We start from the raw sequence: 15,955 nt of genomic DNA, 5'->3' as shown, positions 1-15,955 counted from the left end.
ATGAATTTTGACAGAGTAGGACTTGTTTTATCAGGCGGCGGTACCAAAGGAATCGCTCATGCAGGAGTATTAAAATTCTTACAGGAAAAAGGAATTGAAGTAGATATCCTTTCCTGCTGTAGTGCAGGATCTATTGTAGGATGTCTTCATGCTATCGGAAAAACGCCGGAAGAAATTCTGGAATTTTTCAATTCTGTATATTTTTTCAACTGGAAACATTTTACATTCAATCAGCCGGGGTTTGTTTCTTCAGTGATTTTCCGGAACTATCTGAAGCCTATTTTTCATGAAATGAAATTGGGTGATCTCGATATTGAAGTAAAAATTGTGGCCACAGAGCTGGTTTCCGGAACCCAGAAGATTTTTGACAAAGATTTTGAGATTGTGGATGCTATCATTGCCTCGTGTTCCATTCCCGGAATAACAACCCCTTACATTATTGGAGAGGAAATGTACTGTGATGGAGGTGTACTGAACAACTTTCCGGCAGATATCATCAGAGATGACTGTGATAAGCTCATCGGAGTATTTGTTTCTCCACCCAACGAAGCTAAAATCAAAGACCTGAACTCCATTAAAGCAATCGTTTCCCGTTCCTATGATTTACTTTCCTATAGAATTGAAAAAATAAAATTTGATTACTGTGACTGGTTCATTTCCTCTCAAAAACTAGCGGCTTACGGTACTTTTGAACGTGGAAAAGACAGGCTGGAACAGATTTTTAATATTGGTTATAAAGCAGCTAAAGAAAGCTATGAAACCAGTGGTTATTTTGAAGAATTAAAACAGTCCGGAACATAAAAAATCCCGCATCAACGCAGGATTTCAGTTTATACAAAGGAAGGCGAATTTTGAGTTCTTAAAGTAAAGTTATAGACAGACTGTAACAACCTCCAGTTTCTCTCCTCCAGCTTCCAGCTTTTATCTCATTCTAATTTTTGACTACATATCCGTCCTGACGTACAATTTCATTATCATTGGCATCGTTGACAACCAGTGTGTAAGGCGCTTTTTTAGGAGAATCTGTAAGGTAATTTCTCCAGATCTGGTAGCTGTGCCCCTCATTGCTGAAAGTGATATAATAATTCCCTCCAGTACCGTCAGGAATCATTTCACCATCGCTGATGATCATGCTTGGTTTTGCTGTGATCTTTGCATTGGCATTCCATGACTGATAAAGGTATTTGCCGTTTGGCTGTTTGTCGATTCTGATCTTGAACTTTTTGGTTTTAATAATAACTGTTTTGGGTACTTGTTGAAGAGCAGAAGAAGCTACAGAAATATCTGTTTTCGGATTCGGAACCTCTTTGGCATAAACAAAAGAAAATTGAGCCAAGCAGAAAGTTCCTAGTAAAATGTGCTTTATCATATTGAGTGGCTATTGGTTAACATTTCAGAGTCTATCAAATATAGCGCCATATTTTAATTAAAAAGAAGAATATAGAGTGCCGGGAAGAGATTTCGGAGACCGCTAAATATTTATTTTTAGAAATAATTGTATTGATTATCAATTTGTTGTATTTTTGTTTGTGAAATATTGTCAGTTTTTGAAACAACTGAATACTTTTCTTCTGTACATTTGTACCATCAAAGGATCTCGTTCCTTTATTATCAAAATGAAACTAATTAATTTTAAGTTTTTTCTATTAAAAGTATCAGAAATCATCTTCACGATTTTTAATACATCTCCTCCTGTAATTTCTTAATTTTTTCGAAAGAATTATCACATAATTCGTACTCTGTTTTTTCATATTCTGAAGAATCAGAGCACAACCCCTGTTTTCAATTATAATCAAAAATAAAAAACAAAACTATGGAATTAGCTTTTCATGGCTGGATGGTTCCGGCCGTAATTGCACTTTTGTGCGTACTTTTTTATAAATTCATTTTAAGAATTTTCTTTGGATTAATCATTGTTCCTCAGGACAAAATAGGTTTGGTAACCAAGAAATTTGTGTTGGTTGGCAAGCAGGAACTTCCGGAAGGAAGAATTATTGCAACCGGTGGAGAAGCGGGTTTTCAGGCTCAGACATTAGCTCCGGGCGTATATTTCAGAAAATGGATATGGCAATATACTATCGATTTTCAATCTTTTACAGTGATTCCGACCGGAAAAATAGGATTATTGCTGGCAAAAGATGGGGTAGAACTAGAAACCGGAAGAATCTTAGGTAGAAAAGTTGATTGTGATTCTTTTCAGGATGCTGAAGCTTTTTTGAAAAACGGAGGAAGAAAAGGCCGTCAGACCGCGATTATTGCACCAGGATCCTATAGAATCAACACGTTATTATTTGAAATAGAATTAACGGATATGACTCAGATTCCTGATAATGCAGTGGGGGTTATCACAACCATGGAAGGAGACCCTTTAGCAGAAGGTCAGATTGCGGGTAAAATTATCAATGGACATAATAAATTTCAGGATGTAGATACTTTTTTAAATAGCGGAGGATTTAAAGGTCTTCAGGAGCAGGTAATTCTGGCGGGTTCTTATTTCCTGAATCCCTGGTTTACAAAAGTTGAAATGGTGAAAATGACGGAAATTCCAATTGGCCATGTGGGAGTTATTATCAGCTATGTAGGAGAAGAAGGACAAGATTTGAGCGGGATTGATTTTAAACATGGAAACATTGTTGAGAAAAGCCGTAAAGGAGTTTGGGCAGAACCCATTGGTCCCGGAAAATATCCCATCAATCCTTATATTATGAAGGTTGAATTTGTTCCTACCACCAATTTGGTACTGAACTGGGCTTATGAAAGAAGCGAATCTCACCAGCTGGATAAAAACCTCTCAACGATTACGGTACGAAGTAAAGACGGTTTCCCTTTCAATCTTGATGTTTCGCAAATCATCCATATTCCGACGTATGAAGCTCCAAAAGTGATTGCACGCTTTGGAAATATGATCAATCTTGTAAGCCAGGTTTTAGAGCCAACTATTGGGAATTATTTTAGAAATTCAGCGCAGGATAGTGATGTGATTGCATTTCTGGGAACGCGAAAAGAAAGACAGCAGTCGGCAAAAGACCACATCAGCAGTGTTTTGGAACAATATAATGTAAATGCAGTAGATACTTTGATAGGAGCGATTGTTCCTCCGGAAAGTTTAATGAAAACCTTAACGGATAGAAAATTGGCGGAAGAACAGAAAATTACTTACGAAACTGAAATGCTGGCTCAGGAAACGCGTCAGGCTCTGGAAAAAGAAACGGCTGTTGCTGATATGCAGAAAGAAATTGTAAAAGCGGATCAGGGTGTTGTGATTGCGGAAAGAATAGCTGATGCATCAGTGAAAAAAGCAACCGGAGATGCCAATTCCGTAAGATTGCAGGCGAATGCAGAAGGAGACAGATTGAAGCTGTTGGCCACAGGTGAAGCAGAAAAAACAAGACTTCTCGCAAAAGCTGAAGCAGAAAAGATAGAGTTGCTGGCAAAAGCAAATGCGGAACAAATTTCATTAACAGGTAATGCAGAAGCAGAAAAAATTCTGGCCATTGGTAAATCTAATGCAGAATCCTATAAGTTATCTGTAGAAGCAATGGGCGGAAATAACTTTACCCAATTGAAAATCATGGAAAATATTGCCAGCCAGAATGTAAGAATAATGCCTGAAGTATTAATCGGAGGAAACGGAGATTCAGCGAATGGCGGAATTAGCGGACTTTTAGGACTTCAGCTTTTGGAACAGGTACAAAAGAAAAATGCTGAAAGGGCTGCTGTAATTGAGGAGAAACCGGATAACAATTCTTGATTTTAACTTGAAGAATAATTAAAAAAAAATCGCCCGGAAATTTTTCCGGGCGATTTTGTATTTCTTTATACTGTATAACTTGCAAACGCCTCTTCCAGGCTTTCAAATTTACCTTTGAACTCATCAATAGGGCAGTCCTGAAGAATATTTCCTTTATGAATAAGAATAACTCTTGAACAAAGTGCTTCCACTTCCTGCATGATGTGAGTAGAAAGTAAAACGGTTTTCTGCTGGCCGATTTGTTTTACCACATTACGGATTTCAATGATTTGATTGGGATCCAGACCATTGGTAGGTTCATCAAGAATCAGTAAATCCGGCTGATGAATAATAGCCTGAGCCAATCCTACACGTTGTTTGTAACCTTTAGAAAGCTGTCCGATTTTTTTAGATTTTTCTGGTGTGATTCCTACCAGTTCTATCACCTCATCTACTCTGGACTCTGATATTTTGTGGATATTGGCTACAAACTGAAGATATTCTTTTACGTACATTTCCAGATAAAGCGGATTGTTTTCAGGAAGAAAGCCTATTTTCTTTTTGCTTTCAATCTCATGGTTTGAGATATTCATCCCATTGAAAATGATTTCACCCTGGTCAATTTTCAGTGCTCCGACAATAGATTTCATCAGGGTAGATTTTCCGGCACCGTTTGGGCCAAGAAGACCGATGATCTCATTTTTATCAATAGAAATGTTGATATTGTCAAGGGCAGTCTGCTCACCAAATTTTTTGGTTAAATTGATTATCTGAAGCGGCATAAGTTTTAATGTCTTTCTGCAAAAATAAAATAAAAAAACTCATCCGATAGAATGAGTTTCGCAATATTTATAAAATATAATTATTTTTTTGATTTTTTCTTGGTTCCACCTGTTGCCGGAGCAGCAGTAGAGGCACTATTACCAGCTCCTTTGGTTACAGAACCGAGGCTGTCATACATGGCATACTTTCCATTGGTTCTGCCGAAAATTTTCTCCACCTGTTTTTGGGTCAAAAACTGTGATTTTCCTATATATTTCCGGTTCTTATTGATCACCTGGATAAACTGTACGGTTGGCTGGCCATAGTTTTTTTCATAATGAAGCTCAATGATATCATTAGGCAGTTCCAGGATAATATTTTCACCAGGAGCAGAGATAAACCCATCCATAATAAGTTTAAATAATCCGGTAACATCACCATTAATATTCTGAAATGAAAAAGATCGGATTGTATTCAGGTTGGCGGTGTTCAGATCCTGGTAGTTGACTGTAAATTTATCTTCCTTTTTATAGAGACCAACAGAATTATCTTTACCAATTTCCACCAAACTTTCATTCTTCAACACTTTAATCTGTGAGAAAACTGAAATACCGAACATACAAGTAATAAGTAGAATTATTTTTCTCATAAAATGAATTTTAATGTTTTACAACTTGGTGTACATAAATTTACTAATAAAAAAGCTAAAAAACAATTTTATTTGTTTAAGCAAAAGTAATATTTTTTTTTAATATCATGATGAGATAATCCGCGGATGCTATGGATTTCATTGTTTATGTAAGTGTTTGTTAATTAATTGTTTGGTTGTTTTTTGTGAGCGCAGAGTCAATTTGCTTTAAGACTGACTGATCATTATTTATAGGATGTAATGCATTGAAAAACAGATTGGAAATCACTCAAATAAGGCTGAGCTAATGACTAATTTAAAATTAATGTTAAAAAAATGTCATTATAGATTAAATTCTACAAGAGAAGCAGAAAACATGACCGTGGAATTTTCGGAAACAATTTTATAACAATTTATTTCTTGAAACAGAAGATATCAAGGTATCAAACTCCTGTTTATAACTTCTTCCTACGGGAATCTTATGGTTGTTGACAATAATTTCATTATTACTGAATGCCGTCACAACAGTAGAATTAATGATAAAAGATCTGTGAATTCTTACAAAACCTTTACCAGATAGCGTTTGTTCCAAATCTGTAATCTTACTTTTCGAAATAAACCTTTCATTGGTAACGAGTACTACCTTGATGTCATTTCCCTGGCTTTCAAAATAAACGATCTCCGAAAGCATAAGTTTCCGGTGCATTCCTTCAGTTTTGACGAGGATATAATCTTTTGTATGGTCGGCTGTAGTTCTCAGGATACGTTCTACAGATTTGAAAAACCGTTCAAAAGTAATGGGTTTCAGGAGATAATCTACCGCTTCCAGTTCAAAACCTTCAATGGCAAAATCCCGGTAAGCTGTAGTGAAAATAGTATTGGGCTTCTGAGACAGTGACTTCAGAAAATCAATTCCATTGAGGTGAGGCATCTGAATATCCAGAAACATAAGGTCTACAGTCTGATTTTGCAGTGTTTTATAAGCCTGCATTGCATTTTGAGCTTTTCCCACCAACTTTAAATCGTCGATTTTAGAAATATGGTTTTCCAGTAATGACATAGCCAGAGGTTCGTCATCTACAATAATACAGTTAATCATGATGTGAAGGAGTACTTATTTCAACTTTAAAAATATTGTTTTCCTGTGAGATACTGAAGGTAAAATTTTTCTGATAATGATGGAGCAGCTGTCTTTGTATGTTTTGCAGCCCGATTCCTTTTTCATTGGCTGTCTGGTGGTCTGAGAAAGTGTTTTCAATTTTAAAAACAGAATGAAGATCATTTGTTTCCACTTCAATCTTTATTTCTGTGGTTTCGGAACTTTTTCCGGCTCCATGTTTAAAGGCATTTTCTACCAAAGTAAGATAGAGCAGGGGCGGAATGGTATTTGGGGAGTTTAACCTGGTGTGTTTCTGGATTTTTAACCTTTCATTATGATACCGCAGGCTTTCCAGCGCAATATAATGTTCAATAATAGCCAGTTCATCAGAAACGGTTACCCATTTTTTCTGTCCTTTGTGTAAAATATAGTCCAGTATATCAGAAAGCTGGCTGATTGATTGTGAAGTCTTGTCAGAATTACTGATCGACAGCGAATAAATATTATTCAGGGTATTAAAGAGGAAATGGGGATTGAGCTGGGATTTGAGAGACTGTAATTCCAGTTCTGTTTTTTCCTTTTGCAGTTTGATTGTTCGTTCCTTTTCATCCTTATACCTTATAAAAAACATGATTGAAATAAAGATAAATGCCCCGCTGATAATAGTAAATGTATAATGGAGCAAGAGGTAAGGAATATCTGTGAAAATACTGAAAACACTGTCTTTCACTTCCCGGGTAAAAAGAGGCTCTGCAATATAAACAAGGAAAAACCTGTTGATGACAGAAATAAGATAAAGACTGAGAATAAGATACAGTGAAAATGTAATATACTTTTTCCGGTCAAAAAAATGGCGGACCAGCACAAAATAAATAAAATTGGCTCCTGCAATCTGGAAAATCCAGTGACAAAAGTTATAAATCATTATTTCTTTAAAAGCTCCACTTTCATATTCTCCATACATTCTTGCCGTTCCGAATAAAAATAAAGCAATCCAGAAGAACAGCTGGAAGTATAGAGTTTGTCTGATCTGAGTTCCTGATGGAGTTTTCATCATCTTCAAAAATATAAAAACTTAAGTTACGCCAGAGAAATGTCATGCAGAATACTTTAAAATAATGTCAGATAACATCATTTATGGTACAAACTTCCTGTTTTGTTGTCGGTACTGAATAGGCCGTTGTTCGGATTCTATGAAAGAAAGGAGTTGGAAATTGGTCAATATTTGCATAAAAAAATAATGACGGAACGTTCTGAAAGGCTTTACGGGTTGGATCACCTGAGGGCTGCTGCTATTTTACTCGTGTTACTATATCACTATCGGGCATTTAAGCATCCGGGCTGGATCGACAGCATTGGAAGATTTGGCTGGACAGGAGTGGATCTTTTCTTTGTTTTAAGCGGGTTTCTGATCTCAGGCCAGTTGTTCAAAGAAATAGAAGATAAGGGAAATATCAGTCTGAAAGCATTTTATATAAAACGCTTTTTCAGAATTATTCCGGCTTACTTTTTTACTCTTTTTCTCTATTTTATATTTCCTTTTTTCAGAGAAAGGGAAGCTTTATCCCCTTTATGGAAGTTTGTCACTTTTACTCAAAATTATGGACTGGATGTCATCAGCCGGGGAACATTTTCTCACGCATGGTCACTCTGTATTGAAGAACAGTTTTACCTTATTCTTCCTTTGTTTCTTTTGATTGTTATGCCAACAAAACTGTACAGATATATAGCCGTTCTGATGATGGCTGTCATTGGATTTTCTATTATAGCAAGGCTGATGGCATGGAATGAGTTTATTGTGGTGGCAGATACTTCTTCCACAGATTTCTGGAAATTATGGTATATGAAAATATATTATCCTACCCACACACGGTTAGATGGCCTGGGAATGGGTGTCATGATCGGTTATCTCATGCAGTATTCTTCAATATTCAAAAGAATAGTTGCCGGCAATGGAAATAAGCTTTTCTTTCTTGGAATAGTATTGCTGGGAATTTCATTTTGGATATGTAATGAACAGGCTTCCAAAACGGCTTCTGTATTTGGGTTTACACTGGTGGCGGTAAGCTATGGAATTATTCTGATGGCTGCCATTTCACAATCGTCTTTCCTGTATCGTTCAAAGTCGTATATTACGGCTCAGCTGGCTGCTCTGTCATATACTGTTTACCTTTCACATAAAGGAATTATCCATATGATACAGGGACTTCTTGACTATTTTAAATTTGAAACCTCAGATAATATCACTCTTTTGATTTGTCTGTTTGCTTGTATTTTGGGTGGCTTGTTTTACCGTTTTGTTATTGAAAAACCTTTCTCTGTCCTTAAATCCAAAGTTTTAAAAAAATCTGTATAGCCTTCTAAATCTGCGGGAGCATAAAAAATAAAAGAGTCAGTTTCGGAATAGAAACTGACTCGTAAATAGTTAGCATAAAAAATTATTGATTGGAAGTCATCGCTTTTAGAACCACATTTTTTATCGAAGCCTCTTTAAAGCTCCAGTATTCACTTTTTTCAGGCATCTGATTTTCTAAAATGACCAAAGTAGTATCTGTAGAAGGAAAATAGACATTAAGGCATGTAAAACCATCTCCGAGACCTGTCACTGCAAAATAATCAAGACCTGCTTCTTTGATAAATCTTACATTGTAACCAAACCCCATACTTTCTTTTCCAAAAACGTTGTGCTGGGAGCTTGTGGAAGGAGTCAGCATCTGCTTTTGAAACTCAGGAGAGAGAAGTTTTCCTTTAAATAATGCTGCATCCCATTTAGCAAGATCCTGCACCGTAGAAATAATACCAGCTGCAGGAGAAATATTATCATTCAGGAATGATTGTTTCACTTTTTCAAACTGATTGTCTTCGTTCATATAGCCGGGAACAAGAGACTGATTGTTCCTGGTGTTGAATACCAGTGTTTTATCCATTTTTAGCTTTTTGAAAAGAGAAGTGGCAAGTTCTGTGAAGCTTTTTCCAGTTGTGTTTTTAAGAATTTCCCCCAACATCATATAGGAGAGGTTACCGTATTTGAATTGGGAGCCGGCTTTGAACGTTGTCGGTTTATTTATATCTGTAATACCATGAGTATGGTTCAAAAGATGATGTACAGTAACCGTATCTGCCCAGGTCTGGGTAAGAGCTGGAAGATATTTTTTAATAGGGGGGTGGAGGTTTAGTTTTCTTTGTTCTGCAGCCTGTAAAATCAAAACAGCGGTAACCTGTTTTGAATTGGACATGATTTCAAACTGGTCATCTGTTTTCACCGGGATTTTCTTTTCGAAATCTTTGTACCCATTGGATTTCAGGTATTGGATTTTTCCTTTCTGAGTAACCAAGACAACGCCGTTGAATGCAATTGGACTGGAAGCCGTTATAATGCTGTCTATTTTGTGTTTATAAATGTCTTTTTTCTGAGCTGTTGCGGTAACAGACAGTACTGCTGAAAACAGAGCTGTGAAGAATAATTGTGTTTGGGTCATTCCTTATTTTTTATGGTAATAGTCATAAGTTGCTTTCGAGATGTCTGCAATAATTGCTTCTGCATTTTCGAACTTTTCATTGGTATCATGAACAAAAACAGCGATGTATATCTTTTTGTTGTCTGAAAGTTCAATAATTCCGAAATCATTGATGGCACCTGTCATTCCTTCTTTATTGGTAAAAGATGTTCCAGTTCTGTGGGCTACTTTTACCTGCGGCGGAAGATTGCCCTTAAGCCTTTTTGGTCCGGCAGTGTTATTGAGCATAATGTTATAGAGCCACAGGCTATGTTCTTTATTCAGTATTTTTCCATTACTGAATGCTGTAAGGAGCCGGATAGCTTCGTTGGGTGTTATTTTATTTACAAACTGAGATTCCCAGTCTTTGTGCATATCCTCTTCATTGTTTTGAATGATACAATCTTTACTGTTGACCAGCTGCTGAACAGGCTCCGACCCGCCAACCAACCTCATCAGGATATCACTGATATTATTGTCACTGTAGGAAACGATCCATTTCAGAGCTTCTTCCAGGCTGATTTCTATATTACCCTCAGGATGTTCTTTTTTGAACGGACTCCAGGTATCTTCAAGAAGTTCTTCTTTTTTAATGAATAGTTTCTGCTGTAAAGAAAGTTCACCCTTTTCTACCTTTTTCAACACCGTTAAAGCAATAGGAAACTTTACTGTACTGAGCATGGGATACAATGTATTACCATTAATCTGTATTGTTTCTTTCTGATCAGGTCCAATGATTGAAACACCCACATCTGCCTTCTTATTGGAGATAATAGATTCAATGGTTTTCTTAAGATCAGGAGATTTCTTGTGCTGTGAAAAAATAAGGAGATTGAATAAGAGCGCAAATAGCGTGAAAATAATTCCTTTCTGCATTTGAATCTGGTTTTAAAGTTTTTTTGATTTCCAAATATATGTATTTCCACTCCTTCTTCTATTGTAAATATTTTAATAATTTAGTTCCATGAAAATAAAAACTATTAGCCTTTTTATCATTCTTTTCACGATTATTTCCTGTAAAAAAGACAAAGAATATCCGAAATATGTTGAGCTGCAATCCGGAGGCGGAGTATATTCATTGTATATAAAAAACGGAACTTTTGAATTTTTAAAAACAGAATATATAAGCTATGATCAGATTTCAACAGCTCCATTTTCAGAGGGAAAATATGAGATATCAGGTGATGAGCTTATTCTTAAAAGTGATAAAGGAAAAAAGTATACTTTCAAAATAGGAAATGAAGCGGAACTGATTCCTGAAAAAATGGATTCTCTAAAAGATTTGAAAGGCCTGTTTCCGATCCAGATTCTTCACAATAACAAAATGCCGAAAGAAATGGGGCGATTGGATTCTTTAGGGAGGAAAAATGCTTTGTGGCTTTATTTCAATGAAAAGGGGAAGGTCATTAACCAGCGTTTGTATAAAAATGGAGAGCTTTTAAAAGACAATTATAAGTCTGATATTATTGTAAAATAGATAAATATTTGACGCAAAGTTTATTTTTTTATCCTTACTTTTTTTGAGGAAGCAAAGGTGGAATCAACTACATTGATTCTGTTGAAGCGGACGTACTGTCATAAAGCTTCATGCGGCTTTGTCGCTTGCTTTAATTATAATTTAAATAATAAAAACTTTGCGTTTGAAAAACATACAACTGAGTCATTATTAATAAAAAAGGCACCATTTACTTGTAAATGGCGCCTCGTCACTGAATATATTTGAATGTAAAATTGTTTTAGCTTATCTATTCATTCTGTTTGATTTGTGGGTTATTATTAATCTCTTTATTAGGAATCTGGAATCTGAATTTATCAGGAGTAAGATTGAACCTCCCAAAAGTATGATTTGTCCCTGTGTATACTCTTTCTAAAGGGGTGTTTAATCGTTTCATATCAAACCACGCGTAGCCTTCACCCCAAAGTTCTATCCTTTTTTGAAGGACAATCTCATTGATCAGGGCATTACCAGATTTTGTAGAGAGTGTATACGCCTTATCTCTTTTCGAGGTAATCTCGAATAATACTTGTCTTGCTTCCGTTTCTCTTCCCTGTCTGGCAAGGGCCTCAGCTTGTACATAATATAATGAGGAAGCCCGGATATAAATATAATCTCCTTCAAAAAGAGTAGGATCTTTAAATTTCCAGCTTACATAAGGTGGGTAGTTTTTTGTTTTTCCGTTAAAGGTATAAGCCGCAGCCTGACTGCCATTGAACACTTTTTTACGGTAATCCGTTTCCGGAATTGCTTCATAAAGCCGTTTGTCTATCAGTTTACGGATCTGAGCAGCACCGGCATATCCTTCGTTGGTATTATCAAACATTGAGAAGAATGAGGCATAATAATTTCCAATGCTCATGGTAGAAATCGTATTATGAAAACCCCATATTACCTCAGGATTATTGATATTGGAAAATCCGGTGGTGGTATAATCATCTTCTGTCATAAGGCCAACGCCCTGTTTGCTTTCCTCAGCATATTGAGCCGCTTTGATGTAATCTCCCGTTTCCAGAAATACTTCAGCTGCAATGGCCTTGGCGGTTCTTCTATCGATCTGGGCTCTGGACGGACGTGCATAAGTATCTAAGAGTGTAATAGATTCCTCAATATCATTTTTGATTTGTCCATACACCTCAGCAACAGTTGATCTGGGAAGTCCCTGGCTGGGATTGCTTGCGGTAAGCACCAATGGAAGTCCCGGTTCAGACTGATGACCGCCATAATCGTTGGCATAAAAACGGACTAAATAAAAATAAGAGTAGGCTCTTAAAGCTAATAACTGTCCTGCAATGGCTCTGTTCTTTGCACTCGCATTTTTATCTAAACCATCAAGAAGCTTATTGATCACAAATATTCTTGCATAAAAAGTAGTCCATACAATTTCAGAAGCAATGTTGCTGGCATTGGTAGCTTCGTAATTATAAAACATTCCCAAATGCTGGTTCGTAGACTGGATGATATCATTGGACATCAGGTCGGCACCTGCTTTAATTCCCATGATTCCAAAATCGGAGTGAACGGTAGTACCGCCGGAGCCATTACTGCGAAGATCAAGATAGATTCCGCCAAGAATTTTTTCGGGACTGGAAGAGTCGTTATTCAGTTGTTCACCTGAAATATCACCTTCCGGTAAAGTGTTGAGATCATTGGCACAGCTGGTGATCATAAAACCTATGGTTACCGCTGCTAAAAAGTATTTTATTTTTTTCATTCCTGTTCTTTTAAAAATTAAGTTTAAAACCTAAAGAGACACTTGATAAAAGAGAATATCGGTAGGCGTCAGAAACTCCTGTTAATGAAGCTCTTGGGTCATATCCTTTTCTCTTAGACCACAAATACAGGTTGTTACCTGTCACATAGACTTTCAGACCTGATAAGCCTGCCTGTTGTGCGAAACCATCAGGAAGCTGATAGGAGAGCGTTACATCCTGAAGACTGATATAATCCGATTTAATCAGATAAAGCGTTGAATTTCCATTCTGATTGGTAGCATTAAGATCTACTCTTGGTAATTCAGCAGTTGGATTTTCAGGAGTCCATGTTTTATCCAGATCCGTTGAATAGTTAGATCCGTAGCTGTCCGAATGGAATAAGCTTCTGTAAATATCATCATATCCATATCCTCCGAACTGATAGGCAAAATTCACTGCCAGATTGAATCTTTTATAGCTGAAATCTGTTCCGAATCCACCATATACCTTTGGAATTGCTGATTTACCAGTGTTATAATCTGTAGCTTCCTTATAATTGTTGGTGATAGTTCTCTCTTCTTTCTGAGTGGCAGGATTGATGGATGTACGGTACCATAAAGCATCTCCGTTTTCAGGATTCACTCCGGCAAATTCTTTAAGGAAATACGTATAGCGGTCTCCACCTTCTGTCAGAATAAATAATCCGGAAACCAGACCTGTATTTCTCTGCTCAGCCGGTAATCTTGTAATCTTATTTTTATAATGAGTGGCATTGGCATAAGCGCTCCATTGGAACTCACCACCACGGAGAATATCCACACTTATATTAGCCTGAACACCTCTGTTGGTCATATCTCCTATATTTCCGTATTTCACATAAGAACCTGCATTGGATGGAGGAAGAGGAAGCGTGTAGATCATATCCGATACTTTTCTTTCAAAATAATCTGCATTCAGGGTGATTCTGTTTTTTAACAGTGACAGCTCAAAACCGGCATTCAGATTTTTGGAAGTTTCCCATTTTAAATCCTTATTTCCTTGTTTTTTAAGCGAAAGAACGGGTTTGTCATCACCGAAATTATTAATTCCGTAGATATCCTGGTAAGCATAATAATCTCTGTTGGAACCTCCTAAAAGAATGTTGTCATTTCCCTGCTGCCCATAAGAAGCTTTCAATTTTAAAGAATTAATTACGCTGTTGTCCTTAAGAAAATCTTCTTTTGCAATATTCCAGGCCAGGCCCAATCCATAGAAGTTTCCCCATCTGCTTTCCGGAGAAAAGACAGAAGAACCATCCCTACGGATATTGGCATTAAAGAAATATTTTCCATCATAATTATACAATAGCCTTGTGAAATACCCTTCTACAGCATATTCATAGCCATTTCCTGATAGCCCGGTAATTTTTACGGCATTATCGAAGGCTTGAGAATCAGGTAATAAAAGCTGTTGTTTTGAACCTGAAAAACCATCATCCTTTATTTTGTTTAATTCATGACCTACAAGAAGATTGAAACTGTGATTTCCCAGTTTTTTCTGATAAGTAAGCAATTGCTGATGGTTCAGAGTATATTTAAAATTTGAACTTTGCGAAATAGTACCTCCTACAGAAGATGAAGTTCCGCCTTCCGTATTTCCGAACTGAAGATTTCTTGTATTTTCAAGATAAGCTCCAAAGTTATAGGTGAAATCCAGTCCTTTGATGATTTCATAATTTAAACCAAGGTTAAGATTGGTGATATTACTTATGATCTGAGATTTATCTTTCTGGAGGTTGCCCACAGGGTTTTCAAAAACGGCGTAAGACCTTGTTGCCCCATTGGGTCCCTGTCCGTCTCCATAGTCATACAGAGCATTTCCGTTGCTGTCATACAATTGCTGATAATTGTTATCCCTGAGGAAAACAGGATAAAATGGTGCAATATTTCTGGCAAACTGGAAAGGGTTGGAAAAGCCTCCTGTTTCCCCAAAATCCTGCTTACTGTAGGTATAAGACAAAGCACTGGTCAACTTCAGTTTTGATGTGATGGAGTAATCTACATTCGATCTGATCCCGAATCTTTCAAAACCGGAAGATATTAAATACCCTTTGTCATCCAGATAATTAAGAGAAGTATAAGACTTTACCTGATCTCCATTGGCATTGATTCCTACCGTGGCTTCTCTTCTCAATGCAGGTCTGAATAGCAGTTTTTTCCAGTTGTCCTGATACAATAGCTTCGCATCAGGATTGAAAGATCCATCCTTTGAAATCAATTGATTAAAAGGAACGCTATAAGCATTATACCCCAGTTTGGTAAGCGCTGCAAGTCCCACGTCATGCGGGCTTGGTCCGGAAGGAACTGCACCGGGCTGCTTCAGTCTTGCAATTTCACCAATTCTGGCTCTGTTATAATAAGCAGTATAATAATCCTGTGGAGAAGTATAAACGGAGTAATCCTCAATAGATCTGAAATTGACACCAGTTCTTACATCAGCTTCAATACTTACTCCTTTACTCTTCCCCCTTTTCGTATTCACAATAATCACTCCATTGGCCCCTCGGGATCCGTATAGAGCATTAGAAGAAGCATCTTCAAGAAAAGAAATACTTTCAATATCCGATGCGGCAATACTGTTCAGGTTTCCGCTGTAAGGAATACCATCCAGTACAATCAGTGGGTCGCTTGAAGCATTGATAGAACCTATTCCTCTCATTCTGATGGTTGGCTGAGAACCAGGCTGACCGGAAGAGATCACCTGTACACCTGCTACTTTTCCTCCAATTCCCTGAAGAATATTTCCATTCTGAAGATTAGACAGGTCTTTTGCCTTCAATGACTGTACAGATCCTGTGATCTCCTCTTTTTTCTGCTTCCCGAAGGCTACCACAACCACTTCCTTTATTGAAGTTTCTTTGGAAAGGCTGTCTTTAGTTTGGGCATAGCCATATTCCGCGAATAGGAGCAAAGCTAATACACCAAGTTTACATTGTTTCTTTTTCATTATATTAATCAAGGTTTAAATTGAATTGTGTATTACTGCTGATCTGTCTGTACTCAATAATAACT

Annotated in this window: 13 protein-coding genes; 4 read left to right on the top strand and 9 right to left on the bottom strand. The window is 36.9% G+C overall.

The window, feature by feature from the left end; genetic code table 11:
* Positions 1–801: a patatin-like phospholipase family protein gene (locus KYG33_RS07435; RefSeq protein ID WP_077418622.1), complete on the top strand. Its 801-nt coding sequence runs from the start codon at positions 1–3 to the stop codon at positions 799–801.
* Positions 802–931: 130 nt separating this feature from the next.
* On the opposite strand, the gene KYG33_RS07430 is transcribed toward KYG33_RS07435, so the two are convergent.
* Positions 932–1,369 carry a hypothetical protein gene (locus KYG33_RS07430; RefSeq protein ID WP_077418623.1) on the bottom strand — a complete coding sequence of 146 codons (438 nt, stop codon included), beginning with the start codon at positions 1,367–1,369 and terminating at the stop codon, positions 932–934.
* A 444-nt stretch (positions 1,370–1,813) separates the two neighbouring features.
* On the opposite strand from KYG33_RS07430, the gene KYG33_RS07425 reads away from it, so the two are divergent.
* On the top strand, positions 1,814–3,751 hold the full coding sequence (locus KYG33_RS07425; RefSeq protein ID WP_219072973.1) for an SPFH domain-containing protein: 1,938 nt from the start codon (positions 1,814–1,816) through the stop codon (positions 3,749–3,751).
* A 65-nt stretch (positions 3,752–3,816) separates the two neighbouring features.
* Here KYG33_RS07425 and KYG33_RS07420 read toward each other — a convergent pair whose 3' ends face one another.
* The 4 genes from KYG33_RS07420 to KYG33_RS07405 form a co-directional block, all read right to left on the bottom strand.
* Positions 3,817–4,512 (bottom strand): ABC transporter ATP-binding protein, encoded by a 696-nt coding sequence (locus KYG33_RS07420; protein ID WP_180564136.1) that lies wholly within the window; start codon positions 4,510–4,512, stop codon positions 3,817–3,819.
* 80 nt (positions 4,513–4,592) lie between these two features.
* On the bottom strand, positions 4,593–5,141 hold the full coding sequence (locus KYG33_RS07415) for a hypothetical protein (protein WP_219072972.1): 549 nt from the start codon (positions 5,139–5,141) through the stop codon (positions 4,593–4,595).
* 382 nt (positions 5,142–5,523) lie between these two features.
* Entirely contained in the window at positions 5,524–6,219 is a 696-nt protein-coding gene (locus KYG33_RS07410) for a LytR/AlgR family response regulator transcription factor (RefSeq protein ID WP_077418627.1), read from the bottom strand.
* A complete protein-coding gene (locus KYG33_RS07405; RefSeq protein ID WP_077418628.1) occupies positions 6,212–7,276 on the bottom strand; it encodes a sensor histidine kinase in 1,065 nt (354 codons plus the stop codon). Before KYG33_RS07405 ends, KYG33_RS07410 begins: the two co-directional genes overlap by 8 nt.
* 183 nt (positions 7,277–7,459) lie before the next feature.
* Here KYG33_RS07405 and KYG33_RS07400 point away from each other — a divergent pair, with 183 nt between their 5' ends.
* Complete coding sequence (locus KYG33_RS07400) at positions 7,460–8,575, top strand: acyltransferase family protein (RefSeq protein WP_219072971.1); 1,116 nt, start codon at positions 7,460–7,462, stop codon at positions 8,573–8,575.
* A gap of 82 nt (positions 8,576–8,657) precedes the next feature.
* On the opposite strand, the gene KYG33_RS07395 is transcribed toward KYG33_RS07400, so the two are convergent.
* Both KYG33_RS07395 and bla read right to left on the bottom strand, forming a co-directional pair.
* The gene (locus KYG33_RS07395) at positions 8,658–9,698 is read right to left on the bottom strand and encodes a serine hydrolase domain-containing protein (RefSeq protein ID WP_219072970.1); all 1,041 of its coding nucleotides are present in this window, start codon (positions 9,696–9,698) and stop codon (positions 8,658–8,660) included.
* A 3-nt stretch (positions 9,699–9,701) separates the two neighbouring features.
* Positions 9,702–10,592: a class A beta-lactamase gene (gene bla, locus KYG33_RS07390; protein ID WP_219072969.1), complete on the bottom strand. Its 891-nt coding sequence runs from the start codon at positions 10,590–10,592 to the stop codon at positions 9,702–9,704.
* An 88-nt stretch (positions 10,593–10,680) separates the two neighbouring features.
* Between bla and KYG33_RS07385 the strand changes: the two genes are divergently transcribed.
* Positions 10,681–11,193: a hypothetical protein gene (locus tag KYG33_RS07385; protein ID WP_180564131.1), complete on the top strand. Its 513-nt coding sequence runs from the start codon at positions 10,681–10,683 to the stop codon at positions 11,191–11,193.
* A 268-nt stretch (positions 11,194–11,461) separates the two neighbouring features.
* On the opposite strand, the gene KYG33_RS07380 is transcribed toward KYG33_RS07385, so the two are convergent.
* Together KYG33_RS07380 and KYG33_RS07375 are read right to left on the bottom strand one after the other, a co-directional pair.
* Positions 11,462–12,925, bottom strand: coding sequence for a RagB/SusD family nutrient uptake outer membrane protein (locus KYG33_RS07380; RefSeq protein ID WP_219072968.1), 1,464 nt, complete (start codon positions 12,923–12,925; stop codon positions 11,462–11,464).
* Positions 12,926–12,935: 10 nt separating this feature from the next.
* On the bottom strand, positions 12,936–15,890 hold the full coding sequence (locus tag KYG33_RS07375; RefSeq protein WP_219072967.1) for a SusC/RagA family TonB-linked outer membrane protein: 2,955 nt from the start codon (positions 15,888–15,890) through the stop codon (positions 12,936–12,938).
* Between the last annotated feature and the right edge of the window lie 65 nt (positions 15,891–15,955).

Source organism: Chryseobacterium sp. D764, assembly GCF_019317325.1.
Taxonomy (GTDB): domain Bacteria; phylum Bacteroidota; class Bacteroidia; order Flavobacteriales; family Weeksellaceae; genus Chryseobacterium.
Note: the sequence above shows the minus strand (reverse complement) of the source record. Positions and strands in the feature narration are given on the sequence as shown.